This is a genomic window from Thermofilaceae archaeon, from assembly GCA_038731975.1.
GTDB lineage: Archaea > Thermoproteota > Thermoprotei > Thermofilales > Thermofilaceae > JANXEW01.
In genome coordinates, this window is the sequence record JAVYQJ010000004.1 from 48,031 (window position 1) to 68,230 (window position 20,200).

At 59.5% G+C, this 20,200-nt stretch carries 15 protein-coding genes and 2 tRNA genes; 10 read left to right on the forward strand and 7 right to left on the reverse strand.

Translation table 11 applies throughout. The features are described 5' to 3' along the window. Positions 1-5 precede the first annotated feature (5 nt). Positions 6-812: a glutamine amidotransferase gene (locus tag QXF46_03550; GenBank protein ID MEM0225928.1), complete on the reverse strand. Its 807-nt coding sequence runs from the start codon at positions 810-812 to the stop codon at positions 6-8. Positions 813-864: 52 nt separating this feature from the next. Here QXF46_03550 and QXF46_03555 point away from each other — a divergent pair, with 52 nt between their 5' ends. The 4 genes from QXF46_03555 to QXF46_03570 all read left to right on the forward strand — a co-directional run bounded on the left by QXF46_03555 (position 865) and on the right by QXF46_03570 (position 3,609). After that, entirely contained in the window at positions 865-1,944 is a 1,080-nt protein-coding gene (locus QXF46_03555; GenBank protein ID MEM0225929.1) for a family 10 glycosylhydrolase, read from the forward strand. Positions 1,945-2,167: 223 nt separating this feature from the next. Continuing rightward, positions 2,168-2,395, forward strand: a complete 228-nt coding sequence (locus QXF46_03560) for a ribbon-helix-helix protein, CopG family (protein ID MEM0225930.1) — start codon at positions 2,168-2,170, stop codon at positions 2,393-2,395. Beyond that, positions 2,392-2,871: a PIN domain-containing protein gene (locus tag QXF46_03565; protein ID MEM0225931.1), complete on the forward strand. Its 480-nt coding sequence runs from the start codon at positions 2,392-2,394 to the stop codon at positions 2,869-2,871. Before QXF46_03560 ends, QXF46_03565 begins: the two co-directional genes overlap by 4 nt. 276 nt (positions 2,872-3,147) lie before the next feature. Next, complete coding sequence (locus QXF46_03570) at positions 3,148-3,609, forward strand: PaREP1 family protein (protein MEM0225932.1); 462 nt, start codon at positions 3,148-3,150, stop codon at positions 3,607-3,609. A gap of 140 nt (positions 3,610-3,749) precedes the next feature. Here QXF46_03570 and QXF46_03575 read toward each other — a convergent pair whose 3' ends face one another. Continuing rightward, positions 3,750-4,841, reverse strand: a complete 1,092-nt coding sequence (locus QXF46_03575; protein ID MEM0225933.1) for a DUF711 family protein — start codon at positions 4,839-4,841, stop codon at positions 3,750-3,752. 518 nt (positions 4,842-5,359) lie between these two features. Next, a complete protein-coding gene (locus QXF46_03580; protein MEM0225934.1) occupies positions 5,360-7,012 on the reverse strand; it encodes a DUF362 domain-containing protein in 1,653 nt (550 codons plus the stop codon). Between the two features lie 17 nt (positions 7,013-7,029). Between QXF46_03580 and QXF46_03585 the strand changes: the two genes are divergently transcribed. From QXF46_03585 to QXF46_03605, 5 genes are all read left to right on the forward strand, one after another. Next, the gene (locus tag QXF46_03585; GenBank protein MEM0225935.1) at positions 7,030-7,674 is read left to right on the forward strand and encodes an HAD family hydrolase; all 645 of its coding nucleotides are present in this window, start codon (positions 7,030-7,032) and stop codon (positions 7,672-7,674) included. Positions 7,675-7,679: 5 nt separating this feature from the next. Beyond that, a complete protein-coding gene (locus tag QXF46_03590; GenBank protein ID MEM0225936.1) occupies positions 7,680-8,498 on the forward strand; it encodes a HepT-like ribonuclease domain-containing protein in 819 nt (272 codons plus the stop codon). 46 nt (positions 8,499-8,544) lie between these two features. Then, positions 8,545-8,649 (forward strand) — tRNA-Pro (locus QXF46_03595). A gap of 181 nt (positions 8,650-8,830) precedes the next feature. Beyond that, positions 8,831-10,171, forward strand: coding sequence for an APC family permease (locus tag QXF46_03600; protein MEM0225937.1), 1,341 nt, complete (start codon positions 8,831-8,833; stop codon positions 10,169-10,171). A 98-nt stretch (positions 10,172-10,269) separates the two neighbouring features. Beyond that, positions 10,270-11,385, forward strand: a complete 1,116-nt coding sequence (locus QXF46_03605) for an MFS transporter (protein ID MEM0225938.1) — start codon at positions 10,270-10,272, stop codon at positions 11,383-11,385. 376 nt (positions 11,386-11,761) lie between these two features. Here the strand turns inward: QXF46_03605 and QXF46_03610 are convergent, their stop codons facing one another. From QXF46_03610 to QXF46_03620, 3 genes are all read right to left on the reverse strand, one after another. After that, positions 11,762-14,872, reverse strand: coding sequence for a glycoside hydrolase family 38 C-terminal domain-containing protein (locus QXF46_03610; protein ID MEM0225939.1), 3,111 nt, complete (start codon positions 14,870-14,872; stop codon positions 11,762-11,764). Positions 14,873-14,944: 72 nt separating this feature from the next. Then, entirely contained in the window at positions 14,945-16,099 is a 1,155-nt protein-coding gene (locus tag QXF46_03615; GenBank protein MEM0225940.1) for a DUF763 domain-containing protein, read from the reverse strand. 200 nt (positions 16,100-16,299) lie between these two features. Then, positions 16,300-17,403 carry a GNAT family N-acetyltransferase gene (locus QXF46_03620; protein MEM0225941.1) on the reverse strand — a complete coding sequence of 368 codons (1,104 nt, stop codon included), beginning with the start codon at positions 17,401-17,403 and terminating at the stop codon, positions 16,300-16,302. Positions 17,404-17,550: 147 nt separating this feature from the next. Between QXF46_03620 and QXF46_03625 the strand changes: the two genes are divergently transcribed. Further along, a tRNA-Val gene (locus tag QXF46_03625) sits at positions 17,551-17,655 on the forward strand. Between the two features lie 377 nt (positions 17,656-18,032). On the opposite strand, the gene QXF46_03630 is transcribed toward QXF46_03625, so the two are convergent. Beyond that, positions 18,033-20,069 (reverse strand): right-handed parallel beta-helix repeat-containing protein, encoded by a 2,037-nt coding sequence (locus QXF46_03630; GenBank protein ID MEM0225942.1) that lies wholly within the window; start codon positions 20,067-20,069, stop codon positions 18,033-18,035. Between the last annotated feature and the right edge of the window lie 131 nt (positions 20,070-20,200).

Genomic DNA, 20,200 nt, shown 5'->3' on the forward strand with positions numbered 1-20,200 from the left:
ACGAGCTATAGCTGCTTGGCCAGCCACTTGAGAGCTTGCGTCCAGAAGCGCCCGTACTGCTCCCACTTGACGAAGTTGATACCCCAGTGTAAGACAGGGTCGCTCGCGAAGGCAATCACCCTCCCCAACCCCCTTTCCCAGGCAACGATTAGGGGATCCCCGTTTTCACCCACCCTTGCCAGCACCTCGGCGCCTCTTTTCGGCTTCAGCCTGTTGTAGCCGAGGAAGGGTGGGCACGTCTCCCAGGCGATCCCGCGCGTTACGGGGTGGTTAAGGTTCGCGTACATGACGAAAGCGCCATCGGGTGCTTCAACGCGGTCGTCGACGGGTTCCAGCTCGACTGGCAGCACGTCGGCAACGGGGGTGCCGTACCAGCCTCCTTGCCCGAAGCGCCCGGAGAAGGAGTACCAGCCGCCGCACATCAGCAGTCCCCCGCCGTCCTCCACGAATCGCTTGATCAGTTTCAGCCTGTTCGGCATCCCGACGTACTTCCCCTTCTCCAGAAGCTCCGCCTCCCTCAACTGCTCGATTGGAAAGAACTCGGGGTAGAAGGCGAGAACCTCGCTCGACACATCGCTGAGGATGAGGACATCGTACCTCCTCAAGCCCTCATAGTCGCGCGGAAAGAGCCTGTAGGCGTCAACCGTGCGAAGGTAGTCGAACTCGATGCTCGGATCCTCCCTCCTCACGGCTTCGATCAGGTAGGACCCCCACTCCCTCACATAGGCGTCCTTAACTTCGATGAGGAAGGGGCTCTCGAAAATCAGCGGCCCGAAGACGAGGCCGGAATCCCCAACGTAGAGCACGCGCACAAGCTACCTTCGGTTGAGCCCCCTTAAGCATTACCAGCAAATAGAGCCTGGAATGGGCTTCAGCTTGATGAACGGCTTCAGGAGGGCCTGCTGGGTGAGCACGGAGGCTCTACACTCGGAGCCGGAGAAGGCGGTAGACAAGATCGCCAGGCTCGGTTTTGAAGAGGTTCTCCCCCTCGTGGCTACAGTTGGAGGGCCCTTGTACCCGAGTAGTGTTCGCGCTCAACCTCCTCGATTCAGGGGTCGCGATCTGGTCGGGAGGTTTATCGGAGAGGCTAGGAGGAGGGGGTTGGGGGTTCACGCTTGGATCGTCAGCCTCTGCTACCCTAACCCGGAGTTCGAGGAGAGCCGTAGAAACCTCTACGTGGTCAACAAGTTGGGGGTTTCGTGCGTCGATAGGCCGCCTTACGTGCCGCACTACAAGTGGCTGTGCCCCAGCCGTGAGGAAGTGAGGGAGAACCTGGCTGATCTGTTCCTCGAAGTGGCTGAGAGGTACGAGGTCGACGGGCTCCACTTCGACTATATCAGGTACCCCGACGCTCTCCTGCCCAAAGCCCTCAGATCCAGGTACCAGGGAGTCCCCCTCGAAGACGTGGTGAAACCGGAGTTCGATTACTGCTACTGCGAGTCCTGCAGGAGCAAGTACCTGCGGGAAAGGGGGGTCGACCCGAGGGATATACCGTTTGAGAGCGAGTTGTACGAGGATTGGACGAAGTGGAGGGCCCGTCAGGTCACCGAGACTGTGCGGTACGTGCTGGGCAAGGTGAAGCGGGCTTACCCGAGCATGGAGGTGAGCGCAGCCGTCTTCCCCACGCCGAGGATCGCTTTCAGCTACGTGCGGCAAGATTGGCCGAGTTGGGGCCTTGACTACTACCACCCGATGATCTACCACAAGTATTATGGGGAAGGAGTGGAGTGGATCGGTGAAGCTGTCAGGGAGTGCGCGTCGAGAGGCTTACCCATCTCGGCCGGGATTAAGGTGGACTTCATGGACAGCTACGAGGAGCTGAAGATGGGTTTCGAGCTGGCGCTCGAGAACGGCGCTAGGGGGATTACCGTCTTCGCTTACCCGATGCCTAAGCCAGAGCTCGAGGAATGGGTGGAGAAAGTCTTCAAGGAGCTGCAGCCTTGATAGCGGGGAGGCAAACGTTTTGGACTTCGGAAGAAAGGTTGGGGAGGGTTCGAGGAGTACCCTCTTTTTGGTTCAACTATCTTAATTAATGCATTAGTTAAACAAAATTTAGAAAATGTTACGATTGTGAGAAAGCATGCTCGAAAGAGCGATAGAATCCATGAGGTCTCCAGTGTGCCTAAGGTATATATACAAGCGTATATACGTATAGTAGGAGACGCATATGAGGAAACGTGGTTTATACGTGAAGGTTGAAGAGGAGTTGCTAACCGAGTTTACGCGAAGAGCGAGAGAGCTGGGGTTGACGAGAAGCGAAGCTCTCCGGAGGGCCATGAAGGCTTTCATCGCCTCTACGGGGGGAGAATCCGTAACCTCAAGGATGAGGGGTCTGGTTAAGAGCAATCTAACGCTCAGAGAGCTCGAGGAAGCCTACATGGTGTTTAAATCGTGAAGGTTTTCATCGACTCCTCAATCTTCCTGAAGCTTCTCCTCAACGAGGAGGGCGCCGATGTAGCGCAAAGGTTGTTGGAAGCGGTTGAGAAAAGCGAAGTACTAGCTTACACAACACCGCTGGTGCTGGAGGAAGTCTCTTTCAAGCTTCTCATAGCCGCGGCAAGCTCCCTTCTAAACTCCAAGGACATTTGGAGGATAAGGGAGAAGCTGGCGAGAGACGAGAAGGTGAGAGCCGAATGCTTTAGGATTGTGGATGAGTTCTCTCATTACGTTGAGTACCTCGCTGCGAAAGGGCTGAGAGTCGAGGCGATCCTCTACAGCGATTGGTTGAAGAGCTTGCACTACATGGAGGCTTTTGGTCTTCTACCTGCTGACGCGCTCCACCTGGCAGTGGCAGAGAGGTTAGGCGTATCCTCGATTGCCACGTTCGATGAGGACTTTAAAAGAGTCAGCTGGATAAAAACAATTCCATAAAGCTGGAATTGTTTCGAAGCTATAGTTTAAACTCTACACTTATTTGTCCACTGTTATTAATGTTAGGGCCTCAGCTTCGAGCCGATGGAGGTCGACGTCTCCATTTCCAGGAGAAGTTTTGCGGGATTCGTCGTGGCTCTTTCGCAGATGGCTTCCTTTCAGTACTTCTGGGATCCGATACATCTTCTCATCAATCCAGATCGCTGCCTGTTCACAGCTAACCGACTTTAGGTTAACACGTAAATAACGGTCATACTTTTACCAGCGCGAGGTAGTGTGGCGACTAGCTCAAAGGCTGGCGCCACGGAGTTAAACGCGGAGCTGTTGATCAAGATGGCTGAGGACTTTTACGAGAGAGCGTGTAGTGAATTCGCTGAAGCTGTGGCCAAGAGAGACCCTCTGGGCATAAGGGATTCCGCTGAGAAAGCCTGGAACGCGGTTGTGCAGGCGGTGGACGCGCTTATTCTCTCGTTCATGGAGAGGATCCCATCAAGCCACTTTGAGAGAAGGAGAATGCTGAGGGAGATTGAGCAGAAGGATGAGCGGGTTGAGAAGCTGGGGGTCCTTGACAGGTATATGGCTAGGTACAAGGTTCTCCACGGGGAAACCTTCTACGAGGGCTTAATAGACGTCGAACAGCTGGAAACAGAGATGGAGAAGACTCGCAAACTGATAGAGGATATCAAAGCTCTACTAGCTGAGAGAAAGAAAACGATTACTGCGGATTTAAACCGTTGATCGCGCGTGCACGCTTAAGGTTTCTGCGCTTGAAAGTGCAATTGAGTGCAAAGCGGGCTCTCCGGTCAAAGGCGTGTTGTTGACCGGTGGAGGAGCATCATCGGCGGATGCATGAATCCAGCATTTCCACGCGTAGACCGCTACGAGAGGGGGTCGAGCACGGGTGTTTTACCGAACATGCCTAGATCCACCTCCTCGCCTGGCTCAGCGTCGACGAGGAGGAGGCGCATGCCCAACGGCCTCTTTTTCAGCTTCTGTGCTGCCCTGAGATCCCTCATCACCCACTTCAGTACGCGGTCCTCCGTGCTCGAGGGGATTGGGACCATGTCCAGCCCCGCAACGCACGCGGGTGTAACGGCGAGGAGGTCTCGGAACCTTAAGTGCCCGACCGCGGAGAGCTCCTTCAGCCTCGCGTCCTCGGCTAGGGGGAGCATAACCTCGTTGAAGCCCGGCGCGTGGAGGGAGGAGGCTAGGATGGTGAGCGCCTCGTTCACAGCGTGGAGGAGCTGGAAGGTGCCGGGGGTGAAGAGCGGTGCGTCGAGCAGCTTCTCGAGAAGCAGGGCCACGCTGTCCGTGTCCCAGGGGGAGAGCGATAGATCGATGCCGTGGAGGGCCAGCTTGGAGCCCGAGGAGTCGAGAGCCTCGTACGCCAACCGGTAGGCTTCGAGAGCGGTCTCTCTCATCGCGTCCGCGAGCGTCAAGCCCTCGTCGAGCAGTCTGGCGGCGTGGCTGGGGTAAAGTAGGCTGAGCGTCAAGCCCTCCCCTTCGCTGGTCGTCACAGGGAAGTAGGCTGTCACCGGCCGCTCCCCGAACGAGACGGCGAAGCGGGAAGCCGATACCCACCCCGCTTTCTCCGGCAGCTGCCTGAGCACGCTGATGATCTCGCCCTCCCAATCCTCGGCGTAGGGCACGGAGAAGTAGGCTCGGTCGAAGCTCGCCGCGAGGTCGACGATCAGCTCCGCACGGGGCTTCGTGAGAGGGAACGCAACGTAGCCGGAAACCCTTCTGGCAGCCTCGTAGAACTCCTCCACGTACTTCTCAGCGCTCACGCCCAAGGCTCGTACCGCATCCTCCAAGGGCGTAGACACGACACGTACCGTCCATACCTCCCTCCTCTTCGAAAGCTCCCTGACGAAAGCCTCCACCTCGCTCAACCTCAGCCGCGAAACGTAGCCATCGAGGTCTCCAGCAGCCGGTGGCGCATGGTACGCGACAGCGCGGAACTTGTACACAGTACCCCTTTAGCGGACGGTGATAAACCATTTTCGTTCATCGATCCTAGTAACCGTTCCATCGCGCCTCGCACTCTATTGATTACAGATTGTCGCGCTTCCAGCTTATCTATGGCCGTTCCAGATATACAGTCCAGACTCCGACCGGGGCATCGATGGTCCCGAAAGCTTCGACGGGGAGCAATCAATGAGCAACTTGGTTAGGCTGAAGCACCGCTTCTGAACAGCTTGAATGTGTTCCTCTACAGCTCTGCGCGTGAGGTGGATTGGGAGAGCTTCGAGAGGAAAGCGGTTCAACAGCGTCGCAAGGGGCCGGTGAACGAGGTTCCTCTTCGTTCTGTTCGAAGATTGCTAGAGCCAGAAGCCTCGAGCGGGCCCGCAGAAGCTATCGATCGCCGCTGTTCGCATCGACGGTTGGGCCGCAAGCCCGGGTGCAGGCGGAAAGCCATGGAGCAGCCCGGTGCGCACCGATGCAGCTGTTATTGGGGACTCGCGAAGCCTGCCAGGGCGCGGTGCAGCTAAGCACCGATGAGCTCGGGCAGCGGAACCGTGATCCCCTTCTCCACCGGGTAAAGCGCGCGCTTGTAGAACCTCGCTTCGCTCACCACGGCTTTCATCAAGGTTTTCGGGGGGATGTACGCTAGCTTCGGTAACTTGAAGGGCGGGCCACGCCGAAGGGCCCAAGGTGAACTCACTTCTCCATTCCCAGAGAAGTCGAGTAGGGTGAGCGTGTAGCGGCTCGGGTCCCTCTCCTCCCTCACAAGCTCCTCGGCCAGCTTCAGCGTCCAAGGGTCCGCCGCTTCAAAGGCGATCTCCTCCTCAAGCTCCTCGCTTAAGACGTACTCCTCGCAGAACCTCCTGTTTAAGCGGAGCACGGCCCCCTCGAACCCCCTCCCTCCGTACCCGAACATCGCGTCGAGCGCTAGAGCCTCTGTGGCCAGCGGGCTCTCACCGGCTACGGCGAAGTACTCGAACCTCCTCTCCCCGTATATGAGTGGGCCTTCACCCTCCATCCCCACGATCGCGGAGACCAAGCCGACCAGTCTCGTACCGCTCTGGACCAGCTCGTCGACCACCGTCGCGTAGGAGCTCAGGTACCTGATCGTCGAGTACCCCATGCTCAGCTGGAGGGGGAGCAGGTTGCTGGGCCCAGTGTAGGGGTCGCAGGCGGCTTGCATTTCGCCACCTTCAACGCAGACGGGGAGCGGGGCGGAAGAGGAGAAACCGTTAGAGATGATCGCCCGCTCGCCAACCTGTATCACTTCGAACCCCCTCCCCTCGGGAACCTCGATGCCGAAGGCTTTCGAAAGGTAGTCGCTATCGAAGAGCCTCAGTGGGAAACCAAGGAGGTGCCACCTCAGCTTCGGAGCCCTCCACAAGCGGCCGAAGAGCCGCATGAGGAGGGAGTAGAGGTTCACCGCGTGCGTTTTCGCCGGTGCTGCGATTACGATCACATCGTACTTCTCCTTGAGCAGCGCCTTGGGCACGGTCACGTGGTTGTAGAAGCCTGTGTCGAAGCCCTCCGCCCACTTGATCGGAAGGTGCTCCAGCTCAGGTTTGCCGGCGTAGGGGTTCACGAAGAACACCCGACCCGCGTACTCGGGCCTCGACAGAGCCTCAACGTACCCGGCCTCCCACGCAACCCTGAGCGGGTCGAGCCAGGGGGAATCGATGAGTATGTGGATCTCCTCCGTTCCCGCCTCCAGCAGCGCATCCACGATTCCAGCGATGATGGCCGGCGGCGTTGAGAGAGGCTGAAAGTCAGCGTGCTCGCTAACTCCTGCCTCCTGGGCAATCCTCCTCAAGCGCTCGTTCGAGAGGAATACGCCGGAGGATACTTCAGCGTCGGGGACCACGAGCACCCTGCGGTGCCTCTTCAATCCGGTTAGCAGCTCTTCCATCAACACCCTTGACACGGCGTAGTTGGCCTGGGGTGGTGGAAGCCAGTCGGGGACTCTAGCAGCGTAAAGGTCGCCCTCAACGCCGGACCATACCTCGAGCGTGCGGTTGGGTTTTATCGGCTTGTAGAGGCTAGGGTCGAGCGTGGGCTTGAACCAGCCCGGCGCCGGCTCCCCCACCTGCTCGATCCCCACCCTCTCAAGGCGATCGACCGTGCTCGTAGACGTCACACCTGATCCTTGAACCCTCAAACGCTGCTCTTTTAACGCCACCGCTCCGTGGAGATGGGATGAGGGTTAAGGTTGTATCGCTTGACCTAGACGGTACGCTGGTATCGAGGGATTACGTGGACTACTTCTGGCTGGAGCTCGTGCCGAGGTTGTACGCGGAGAGGTGGGGGTTACCGCTCAGCGAGGCGAAGAGGAGAGTGCTGGAGCAGTACGACGAGGTAGGCCCCAAGGATCTCCGCTGGTACAAGCCTAGGTACTGGTTCGAGAGGTTCGGGCTTGACAGCAACCTGCTCCTCCACGCTCTGCAGGAAGCAGCCCAACTCGTCAAACCTTACAGCGACGCGCTCGAACTGCTGAGGTGGGCGAGCGGGAGGTTCAGGATCGTCGTCTGCACCAGCGCTTCCCGGGAGTTCGTCAACATCGTCTTCGAGCGAGTCCCCGAGCTGCGGGAGCACGTCTCCCGCGTGTTCTCCAGCGTCTCCGACTACGCGCTTCCGGGCAAACCCCCCGAGTTCTACCTTAAGGTGCTCGACGAGTTGAAGATCGAGCCGGGCGAGCTACTCCACGTCGGCGATGACGATGAGGCCGACTGTAGAGTACCACGGTCACTCGGGATCCGCGCGTACGTAGTGGACCGGAGCGGAGAGCGTGGGCTCAAGAGCCTCCTCGACTTGCTACCTTTATTAGAGACGGATCAACCTTAGCGTCGATGGAGATCAAAGCCGTGCTCGCCGAAGCCCTGAGGTGCATTGAGAAAGCACGAGGGCTATACCCCCCCAAGAGCGAAGTCGAGCTTTCGGCGCTTAAATGGGAGCTGTACGCTGCTCTCCAAAACTTCCTGGACGCGGTAGCTATGCTGGTCTCTGATCTTGGATTAAGGAAGCCTGCGAGCTACTCGGAGCTCGGCGGAGTACTCGTCGAGGCAGGGCTCGCAACCTCTGAGCTTAAGGAAACAATCGCTACGGTGGCGAAAGCCAGGAACTCGCTGGCGCACGCTTATAGGAGGATCTCGCTTGAGGATTTAGGCGCACTAATCGAAGGTTTACTGCCCGCGGTCGTAAGGAGTATCGAAGTCCTCCTCAGATTGAGCGAAGACAGAGGCTTAGACCCGCACAGTGGTATTGAAAGCAGAGAAGCAGACCGGTTGCAGCAGGTTTTTAGGAAACACGGCGTGCTGATCGCCTACCTCTTCGGCAGTAGGGCCCGGGGAGCAGCCAGGGTGGATAGCGACTACGATATCGCCGTACTCTTCGGTAGGGAGGTAACACTAACCGACGAGATCGGGCTTTCCCTTGAAATCGCTAAGGCCCTCCTCGAGCCACCAGAGAAGGTGGACGTAGTGGCGCTGGATCGGGCGGACCCCCTCCTCAAGCTCCGAGTGCTCAGAGAGGGTAAGCTCCTCTACGCGTTGAGTGACGAGTATAGAAGAGTGTGGGAGAGGAGGACGTACGTGGAGGCTTTAGCGGAGCTCGACTTCTACAGCGTCTACCTGAGACGGGCGTTAAAGTTGCGAGTAAAAAACCCGTGATGGTACGGATATAGTTTATAACCCCCCTAGCGAGGCACACCCTTAGGGGGCCGTAGTCTAGCTTGGTAGGATGCCAGCCTGGGGGCGTACCCCGAGGTAGAGAGCGACAGAGCGCTGGTGATCCCGGGTTCAAGTCCCGGCGGCCCCACCATAAAGCGGATGGTTGTTCCCAACCCCTAACTCGTGCTTAAGCGATCAATGGAGACGGCGCTGAGAATAGAGAAGCTTTAACCCCATCCTCGTTACCGGTAATCAGAAGTTATGGCCGCTACACGGCTGCATAGCATTCGTTGCTGCGACACTTCTTTATCTCGGCGTGTAGCGCGTGGCGCGTGGGAGAGCTCAAGCGGGAGCTCGGGTTGTGGTACGCGACACTATTCGGCATCGGCTTGATCCTCGGCGCCGGGATATACGTCCTAGTGGGTCGAGCGGCAGGCCTCGTCGGGGATGCTGTCTGGATGAGCGTGGCCTTCTCGGGTCTCATCGCCGTCTTTACGGCCCTCTCTTACGCTGAGCTGTCCAGCATGTTCCCCTTCGCCTCGAGCACCTTCAGGTACGTTGCTGAGGCCTTCCCAGCTAACCGTCTACTTGCCTTTCTAGCTGGATGGCTCCTCTTCTTCGGCGCTGTTTCGGGCGCTGCAACAGCATCGCTGGGTTTCGCCAGCTACTTTGTAGCGCTGAGCGGACAGATCGGCCTCCTCGTGCCCGCCTCGCTGGCTCTACTGGCCCTTCTCACGCTACTGAACTGGTGGGGGATTAAGGAGTCGGCGGCGCTCTCCTCGATATTCACACTCGTTGAAGCGACCGGGTTGCTGATCGTTATAGCCCTCGGCTTCCTCAAGCCGCTACGGCAACCCAGCTACTTCTCCTTCAACCCGAGCGTTGACCCTCTCGTCGCCGTGATGGTGGGCGCAGCGATCTTCTACTTCGCCTACACCGGCTTCGAGTTCCAACCAACGCTGAGCGAGGAGACGAGAGAGGCTGAAAGAGTGATGCCGAAAGCGATAGTCCTCGCCACAGCCGTCACAACGATGCTGTACTTGGCCGTCAGCTTAGCGGCCGTCCGTTTGATGAGCTGGGAGGAGCTGGGGGTGAGCAAGGCCCCCCTAGCCGACGCCGTCTCCCGGGTCTGGAGCGAAGCCGGAAGCTTGCTGATGGTGATCGCGCTCTTCGCCACGACGAACACGTCGCTCGGTTTCCTCGTATCAGCATCCCGGTTAGCATACGGTTTAGCTAGAGAGAATGTGGCCTCGCCTAGGCTCGGCCTAGTGGATAAACGGCGGAGAACCCCGCACGTTAGCGTGGCTCTCTCCGGCCTCATCGCGGCTTTCGTGATCCTGATCACCGAGTACTTGCCGGAAGTTGCGGGCTGGAAGCTGAGGATCGGGGGCTTCGAGTACCAGCTGATAGATCTCGTCGGTAAAACTTCGAGTCTGGCAGTCCTAATGGCCTTCCTCCTGGTGAACGCGTCCCTGATCGCGCTCCGCGTGCGGAAGCCCGACGCGGCCAGGCCCTTCAGGGTCCCCTTATCGATCGGCAGAGTACCGCTGCTCCCCGCGATCGCGAACGTTCTGATAATCGCCTTCCTGGCCGTCAGCTTCAACGACTGGATCGTCTGGCTCAGCACGCTGCTCGTGATGGTGCTGGGCTGCCTACTCTACAAGAGACGTTGAATGGCGCACGGGTACACCGGCAGCTCACTACTCTCTTTTGTAGGCCCTGATCGCTCGTTCAGCGATTCTGTTTTTAATGGGTTCGGAAACGGGCATTCGTGAAGCAGCTTTGGCTTCTCTTCGCGGTGAACGCTCTGTACATGTTCGTCTCAGGATCCCTCTACCCCTTGCTCCCGCTGTACTTGGAGGCGTCCGGGGTGGGCCTCGTAGAGAGGGGGTTGATCCTTACCGCGGCCGCTGCGATCGGTGCGCTATCCTCCCTCTTCTGGGGGTACTTGTCGGACAGGACGGGTAGGCTCCGCGCTTACGTGCTTGCCAGTGGAGCGGGGCAATCCATCGTTTTCCTCCTGCTCGCGTTCCCCCAGAGCCTTTACAGCCAAATTATGCTCTACCTTGCATCCGTCTTCCTGGGCTCAGCTACCTTCACGCTGGTGATGGCTTCGGCCGGCGGGGAAAGCGACGTGAGCGGAGCTATGGGCAGCTTCTGGGCAGGGGGTTCACTCGGGTGGGCTTTGGGCACCGCTGTATCGGGGCAGGTCTTCGACCGCTTCGGCATACAATCCGTCTTTCTAATTTCGTCCGCCGTAACGGCTCTCTTCACCTTGGCCGCAATCAAGTGCGCGAGGGATCGAGCTGGGAGGCGGGAAAGGGGAGGGGGGCTCGCATTCAACGTAAAGCTTCTAGCCCTCCTTCTGCTCGTGTTCGTTTTCATATGCGTTGATGTGATCAAGAACCTGTACATCCCTCCCCACTACGCTTACAAGCTAGGGCTGGGGGCGGCAACAGCGATGCTCACGTTGAGCTTCACGAGCTGGCTGGAGGTCCCATCGATTATAGCGTTCGGGCGGCTGGCGAGGAGGGTGAGCCGGTGGGTCGTCTTCTCCCTCAGCCTACTGCTCGCTGCCCTCTACCTGGCTTTCAACTGCTTCGCTTCAAACGCGTTCCACGCTTTCGCGCTAATGGGCTTCTACAGCCTCGTATGGGGGTCCTTCAGCGTGTCGAGCAGCGCCCTCGTGGCTGAGCTCTCGCAATCCCTCGGTACCGCGTACGGCGCCTACAACATGGTCTTCTCGCTCGCCAACATCGCAGCGCCCACGATCGCGAGCCTAGTGATGGATAAGCTGGGCTACAACGCTCTCCTCACGATCTTCGCGGCTCTCTCCGCGGCTTCAAGCTTTACAGCCTACATGTGCCGCGAGCGAAAACGAGCGTGAAGAACCCAGCTTCCTTAATGCGCACTCATCAGAAGCCGCTGGAATCACGCTAATGACTTCGTGCACGAGTACGCTGTGGCCAAGCTGAAGCTGGTCGACCCCTCGGGCTATGCGTTTAGCAGAGCTTTACGACGCGCCGTCAGGAGACGTAAAGCCTCTTTACTGTAGAGAGTTCCCGAGCGATGCAGGGAGGTTCGCCGCAAGTTTTCAGGACCCTTGCAGGTTAGCAACCTGAGCCCTCGCAATAATGGATGGCAGAGATTCGTGGTTTTATGGGGTTTATGGGGCTCCCGGTTCGGCAAGCCTCCTGCCAACGACCGGGGCGTTGCGCCGGTCTACGAGGCTACGCGAGAGCTCTCCTCACAATCTTCGCGCTTTAGCGTTGCTGGGGTTTCTCGAGAAGCAGGGTTTTGATCTCGAATGGTTTGAAGCTCAGTCTTACGCTGGTACCCTTGCCTACCGGCTTGGGGTCCTCCTCGAGAAGGTTGGTCTCGTAAACGTCAAAGTGGTAGGGGAGCCTCAGTGCTACCTCGCGTCCCCTCCCCTCCACCTCGTACAGCCTGACAACGATGCCGTTGCCAGCCTCATTCAGCTTCACAGCCTCTACGATGATGCCGGGGCCGACCTCGAGGGCGCTCGCCGATGCAGGGAGGCTGCCTCCCTCCGCTTTCTTCTCCACCGGCCTGAGCCCAGCCCAAACCTCGTAAGCCCTCTCGTAGACCCTCCCAGCCTTGTAGTCTCCCGCGTGCGGGTAGAGGTAGTAGACGATCTCGTGGCGGCCGAGGTCCGACCACGGGTTCGGGTGTATTGGGGATTTGAGGAGGCTTAACCCAACCCTCGACCCCTTAACGCTGTAGCCGTGCCTCGTGGGAGCGATGATCGCCACGCCGCGCTCTCCGTCGGATAGGTCCATCCAGCGGAGGGCGGGAACCTCGTACTTGGCCTCGTCCCAGCGATCCTTCGGGATCGTCCTCCTTTCGACAACGCCGAAGGGCACTTCGAAGTGCGCGACTTCGCTCTTCACGCTGAACTCGAACCACGCCTTCAACAGGTAGCTCTTCTCTTGCCAGTTGATTGTCGTGCGGAACTCGATGAACCTCAAGCCCTTGTACAGCGTGACCCTCTGCCTAACGGTGGAGTTCCTAAAGCGGAGCTCGTACTCCACGGCTGCCGCAACGGGCCCGCTCATCACGATCCTCGGCTCCTGGGAAACCAGGGGGGCGTGGCCGGGAGACTCTATCGTCGACCTGTCAACGTCCCACGCGTCAAAGTTGCCGGGCTTGTCAGGGTGAGCTCGAAGCAGGTTGCTGGGAGCTGCGAGGAGCTCGGTGCCCAGCTGCTTATCGTAGAGCGAAAGGATGCTGCCGTCGCTACCCACCACCAGCCTGAGTAGCTCGTTCTCGAGGACGACGGTATCTCCTTCCACGCGAGCGGACGCTCCCCGCTCGACCGCGGCTCTGCCTCCCGGCAGGAGGGCTACGTAGCCCATGGCTGGGACCTCGACGAGCGCGAGGAGCTTTCCATCGACATCCTGAGCCTCCACAACCCTCCCGTCCGGGTAGGTGTAGCCGGCACCTGGCAGCTCGACAGGGAGCTTAACGGGCCAGGGCAGCGGGTTGAAGACGACGACGCTGCCCTTTGGCGCGTTTACGACGCCCGCCACGGCTTCCAGCGACCTGGCCGTGATCGCTCCGAGAAGGGTTATCGCGTCCTCCATGTCCCTGTAGGCCTCCACATAGGCCTCGTAGTTCGCGGAGCCTGGGAGCACGTCGTGGAACTGGCAGCGCAGGATCCGCTCCCAAGCTTCCTTTATCTCGCGAGCCGGGTAGGCGGACAACCCCAGCAGGTGGGCGGCCGTTGCCGCCAGCTCAGCCCAGCGGGCTTCACTCTCTGCCTTCGCCATCAGCTCCTTCATCCTTGCATTGGTCGTGTAAACGCCCCTGTGGAACTCGTTGTAGATCTCGCCCCTCCAGCGTGGCAGCTTGTCCTTCACCTTCAGCAGCTCGGACACGTAGTCGGCCTCGCTGGGCGCTTCAACGGGCTCGGGAAGCCCCGGCAGGTTGCGCAGGTGCTTCAGCCTCTCCAGCATGAGGAAGGTCGGCCCTCCCCCTCCGTCGCCGAAACCGTAGGCGTGTACGGCTGGTGCAACGTCCTTCTGCTTGTACCTCTCCCACAGACCCGCCAGCTCGCTGGAGGTTAGCGCGCCGTTGTAGGTGGCTACGATGATGTGCGCTACGACCTCGCTGCCGTCAAGGCCCTCCCAGATGAACGCGTGGTAGGGGAACTCGTTCGTGTCGTTCCACATCACCTTGTGGGTGACGAAGACTTCAATCCCCGCCTTCCTCATCAGCTGCGGCAGCTGAGCCGTGAACCCGAAGGTGTCGGGAAGCCAACCTATCCTGCTCTTCATACCGAACTTCTCCATGAAGTAGCGCTGCCCGTAGAGGAACTGCCTGGCGAGCGACTCACCTGTCACAAGCTGAGTGTCCGACTCGACCCACATGCCCCCGATCGGCAGCCAGAGCCCCTCCTTGACAAGCCTCTTGACCTCCTCAAACAGCTTCGGCGCCTGCTCCTCGAGCCACTTGTAGTTCTGAGCCCCGCTCTGGACGTAGGTGAAGCGGTAGCCGAGTTTAGCGAGGCCGACGACAGTGGAGAACGTCCTTACGACCTTCCTTCTCGTCTCGCTGAAGGGCCACAGCCAGGCCGTGTCGATGTGCGCGTGACCGAACAGGTACACCTTCCCAACTGGTTGCCCGCGGGGGAGCGCGGCCTTCACCCTCTCGATAGTCTCGAGAACCTCTTTGATGCTCGGCCTGGGAGTGTCGGGCAGCTCGATTCTCGCGACGCTGGGACCGTAGACGTTGGCCACGTACGCGAGATCCCAGCGCAAGCCTCTGTACTCCGGCGACCCCTCCGGCAGGATGTGCCCGTAAAGCAGCCGCTGGAGGGTGTAGAGCTGGAGCACGCTGGGCGTAATCTCGATTTCAGCCGCAGCCTTCGCCAAGTGCTGCATTAGCTCAGGGTTGCGTCGGGCTAAGCTCATCGCGTCGAGCAGGGCGAGGGAGAGGTGGAACCCCTCCCACAGCACAGCCGCCAGCGTGGAACCAGCGAACGCGAAGAAGTGGGGGCTCTCGCCAAAAAGCCTGCGGGGGGTAGCCTCCAACCTGACCGCACGATTCCCGGGCTCGAGCACAGCGATCTTGTGCTGCTCATCCACACCCTGGTACGGCTCCCCGTCAACCAGCAGAAGCCCGTTCCCGCTGATGTCAAGCCTCAAAAGCCACTTCGCGCCTTCATGCTTCGGAAGGTTGAAGCGGTTCTCGAAGACCTGGACGTCATCAGGTCGCGCCTCGGTCAGGAAGGGTAGCTTAACCCTTTGACCGTTTCTAACCCACTCGTCCACGAAACGGGAGTCGATTATCGTTGAGGCGAGAAGGTCGAAGAAACGCCGGTCAACCTCCTGTGGCGTAAGCTTTACTGCCACGATCCCATCCCTCGAAACAGCCGTTATTAACCCTTACCTCACAACCTCAGCCTCTTGAAGCCCCTCCCACACTTAGAGGGTGGGGATCTTCTCCTCAGGTGGCGGAGACCAGCTCTTCGTGAGGGCTGCTAGCCTCCTGAGAGCTGAAGGGTTCTTCACCTTGCGCGTCAGCTCACCGAGGATTGTGAGCAGCTCGTCGTACGTCTTCCTGTCCACGGGGAAGGGGATGCCGTCCTTCCCGCCGACAGCGTAGGCGAACTTGAAGGGGTCGGGTGGGTGCGTGACGGGATCCCTCCAGCTGGGAGGGGTCTCGTAGACGAGCTCGGCGACGAGGGCCAAGGCTCTGATCGTGCTCGGGCCTAAACCCCTCACGCCGAGCAGCATCTCGTAGTTGCGCACGTCAAGCTCCCTGGCGGCCAGCAACGACCTCCTGTTGACGGAGATGCCGCCGAGCCTGCTGTAGCGCTTGAGCAGCTCCCTAGCCTTCTCCGGCCTGTAGGGCTCGTAGCTGACCAGCGGTGTTACGCCGCGCGCGACCGCTAGAGCCTGCTTAACCAGCCCCTCCACTTTCCTCGGATCCTCCTTCGCCAGGTCGACCAGGAGCCTCTGGTGCTGCGCTAAGTTGGCGTCAACGGTGTTGAGAGCGAGACCCGCGACTCCGCTGACTCCGCTGTGCGGTGTTTCAACGAAGCTGTGTAGTGACTCGGAGAACCAGTGGTAGCGGCGGGCGAGCCTGGCTTGCGGGTTCATGCCCTGCTGCACGACAGCCCACCTACCCTCAGCGTCCACGAAGAAGGCGTGGTGGTACAGCTGGTAGCCGGCCTGCAGGGCCGCACTATCAACCTTCGCGACCAAGTAGGATGCTTCAACGAGCCTCTCAGCGTCCAGATCTAGCCTCGACGCGATGCTACGCAGCTCCTCGGGCGTTTTCAAGCTGGCATCGCCCTTACCCCCAGCGGCGTAAACCCCCAGCTCAACCCTGGAGAGCGCATCCTTCAGCACGGCGGTGGTCACGGTGGTAGAGCCCGATGAATCCCAGTCCATCCCAATCAAGTTGTTCAACGCCTGAAACCAGACGGGGTCGGCGACCCTCTCGAGAAAGCCCTTCGTACCGAACTCGTCAACGACGAGCCTCACCACTATCTCCGCCAATTCCTTCATCCGTGCGATGAGCCACGGGGGTACGCGCCCCCCATGCAGCGGCAGCTCTGCAACCCCTCTCCGCACTACAATGGTAAGGCTCCAATCAGGCTTTAAAACGATTGTTTAGAGGAACGAAAGTGCTCGTGCGAAAACCTTACCGAGCAACATCTCGCTAGAGACGCCCCTCGAACGCCTCTACGCCTCTCAGTTTCTAGCAAACATCTTTGAAGGTACCAGGCTTCAAAGGATGAAAACAGGCGCTTTCAATATCGCATTCGCTACGCTCACCACCTGTCAGGCTGCCAAACATAGGGTTCTCCTCTATTAAACAGGGTCGATAGGAGCCTTCTCTCCTCGCTGTCGGCTGCAACCGCTTCTGCCCCCATGAATCCTAGGATTAGCTGAGCTGCGCTACCAGGGTCGAGCTCGAGGATGCTATCGGCCTCGCAACCCTCGACCACTTCTACCAAACCGTCGTTAACCTTCAGCGTTGCCTCTTCGCCCCCTACACGAAGCGCGAGAGCCCCCTTGACCCCAAGAGATCTAAGCTGAAGCTCGCCCTTGATAGACTCGAGCAGCTCCTTTAACCTGATGACCCTCGCCATACCGCCGCCGCTCCACGGGTAGAAGCTCTCAACAGTGCAGCCGTAGGATCTCGCCACCCGAACAAAGGGGTGGTCGGGCGGTAAGTGGACCTTGATGTGGCTCTTCCTCTCTTCCAGTGCAATCTTGTAAAGGATCTTGAGGAGCGACTTGTAGAGGCTAGCGCTGTGGCCTTCGGCTCCCACCTCGGCGATCAAGAGCTCCTCTGGGCTCGGCCACCTCTCCAACGCAGCGTAAGCAACCAACTTTCCACCTTCCTTCACCACTAAAGGTTTAGCTGGATGCTCCCAAGACACCCCCTTCCTAAAACCGCTCCAGCTCGCGGAGTCCCGCACCCTGGCCCCCGGCCAGCGCGTGTTCACGCTCTCGTATAGCTGGGCGATCTCACTCCTGTAGTAGCCCTGATCCTCGGAGACCTCCCACTCGAGCTCCTCCGCTTCAACGCGGGATGCGTTCCTTAAGCTCAAGGTGACGGTGTGTTCACCCATGAAGGTGGCGTAGCCGAACCTGTGGTAGTACTCGAAGATGCCGAAGAGGGCCGATAGGGGGTAGCCCCGCTCCCTCATCCACTCGACGGTGTACCTGAGGGTTGCGGCAGAGAAGCCCCTCCCCCTGTACTCGCGGGGCGTGTAGACTCCGGCGACCCCGCCCGCCAAAACCTTGGAGGCGCCATAGTGGAGCCGCACGTCGATTACGTACAGCCAGCTGACCGCCTTATCCCCATCGAAAGCCGTCACTTTGTGGACGTCCTGCTCTACGCGTTCGACGGAGAAACGCAACCCCATGTGCCAATCATTCCGAAGCACCCTGTAAAAACACTATCGCGTGCCCCACTGCTGTGAGCGGTTAGTCTCGGGTTGACATCGGTTAGCTAGTAGCGAGCTAACCAGTACAAGCAAACAATATAATGCCCCGCTTAAAGCCCTTCAGAGGGGCCCGTGGTCTAGCGGCTAGGACGCCCGCCTCACGAGCTCACGATCAAGCAGCCGGGTTGAGAGCGCGGGAGGTCCCGGGTTCGAATCCCGGCGGGCCCACCAGGCTGTGCTAAATCGATGTACTAGTTGTACATATTAGAGTGGAAAATAAGTGGAAAATATCAAGTTCATTAACCACTTCTTCCAATCGATGGGCCCGCGTAGGACGCACAGAGGGAGCTAACCTATATTAGTGTCATCCGGGGACTCTTCCCGAGCCCTAGCCTAGGGGGGCTGTGAAAGAATGCGAGCTTGAGAAAACCGGTTCACTCTCTAGGCGCTCGGGTAACCGGACTCTCAAGCTTAAGAAAGGAGAGTGGCCTATTCAGACGACAGAATTCCCCGAACTCTTTAGCGTTCTAGCGGCTTGACGTTCATGGTTGTGATCCTCTCGCGCGGCTGGGAAGACCTGACGGCAATCTAGCGCTGCATCCCATTGATTAACCCTTCTGACCATTTCGGCAGAGCCTTCTGAAGCCTAACCGGAGGGCCGGAGAAGAATCTCTAAGCGTGAAGTCTCTGAGCTCCACGCTCGCGAAGAGGGGGTCGTCAACGATGGAGAGCCTGTCGTAGCCAAGCGCTCGCCACTCGTCGAGCGTGTACTCCCTTCCCGTCGCCTGCTCGCGGCACACCGTCAGCCTGCCGGTGAGGTCCCAGTAGACGTTCCTGTCGCTCACGATGTTGCGCATCGAGTAGCGCTGGGCATAGCCGCCCTGAAAGATCGGCGAGCCGTTGGAGAGGACGATGTTCCGCTCGAAGATGAACGCGACTTGACCCTCTTCACCCCGGCTCAGGACTATGTTCGCTTCGCGGCCGAGGGCGAAGATGTTGTCCCTCACGATGTTCCAGCGGCCGTAGTGCTGGTGGAAGCCGCCATGCGTCGTATCGTACACCACGTTGCCTTCCACTACGATGTAGCTGCTCCCCTCGTCGAGGTAGACGCCCCAGCCGCCGTACTGGTAGGCGCTCACGTTGTAAATGATGTTGCACCTCACAGCGGTACCGGGTTGAACGCCCAGCGTGTAGACCCCACCCATGTCGCTGAGCAGGCCGGCCCCAATATCGTGGATCACGTTCCCTTCTATCAAGTTGCAGCAAGCGAAGCTCTCCCCGTACCCCCACGTCCAGCCGACCGATACCCCTGTGTAGAACAGATCGGCGATCTCGTTGGCCACAACCCTAACGAACCGCGCTTGCCCCACCCAGACTCCGACAGCGCTGTGGAAAACCCTTCCACCCCTCTCTATCCTGTTGCCCGCAACTTCGATGAACTCCACCTTCTCCCACTCGCTGCGGGGGACGTGCTGCGTCCCCACTTTGATCCCTCCCGCCCCAAGGTCGTAGAGCCTGCACCCCTCAACTCTAACGCCCCTACACCCCTCCCCGATCTCGATCGCGTAGCCCCCGACGTGCCTGACTGTGCAGTCCTCGATAACCACGTTGCGCGCCCCCCTCAAGTAGATGGCACCCGGCACGTTCACAGCCGCCTGCGGGGAAAGGGTGTGCGCCCAGTCGGTGCACTCGAAGGTCAAACCCCTGATGACGATGTTCTCGACGAATCTACCCCGCTCCGGTTCGCCCTTCACCTCCAGGAGCCTCCACACAAGGCGGGGTGCTACGACCACTGAGGAGCTGGGGTCTTCTCCGGGCTTCGGAAGGTAGTACAGAAACCCCTCGGCTGCATCCAGGTACCACTCACCCGGCTCGCTCAAGGCTTCAAACACGTTCTCAACGTAGTACCGGGGGTACTCCTCCGCAAACCCGTCCCTGATGGCAAAGACCGTTTTGGCGGAAAGCCTTGCGACCCCCCTTGATTCATCGACGCTTCGCAGCGGTATGCGCTCCTCAACCCAGAAGTGGAGGATTACGACATCGACCTCCTGGAGGTTCCTCCAAGCCCTCAGCTGCCCCGGCTCGAAGCTGAACTCGTCCGCACCCTCGAACAGCTGGAGCTCGAGAAGCCTTTTACCAGCGTAGCTCGGCACGCCCGCGATCTTGTAGAAGCCCTCCTTCGGCAGCCTCGATCGAGGCCTCCTCTCCCCGTTGACAAAGAGTTGCTTAAACGTCCACCCCCTCGGAACCTCGGCGACCCAGGCTGACCTTCCGCCCAGGTCAACCTGTCTGAACCCCGTGATCCTCAACCCTCCGCTGATGATTGGTTCCTCCCCCGGATACGCCTGCCACACCACGGGGCAGCCCTCGCCGCCCGAATCCTCAGGCCCCAAGACGAGGGGGGCTGACAGGTGGTAGACGCCGCCCCGCAGGTAGACGGTAACGGGCCTTCTCTGCCTCCTCAGTCCCCTCACCCGATCTCGCGCAGCCTCCAAGGTGGCTAAGGGCCCGTCGCTGCCGTCAGGAAGAGGATCGGGGAAGAGCCCGGACCACGAGTCTGAGCCTTTGGGAGAGACGTAAAGGGCAACCGCTTCGCCCACGCAGGGCCGACCCGTAAGAGCGCTCTCCGTCTCCACGCCCCGCATGCTCTCAGCTAGCGACTGTGGCCGTGAGAGGTAAAATAGCGTAGCGATTCCCGAAGCCAGGAGAAGCAGCACAGCTACAAGTACGGCCGCCAGCCTCATCCGGAAGTTCTCGGCAGCTATGCTCTTTAATG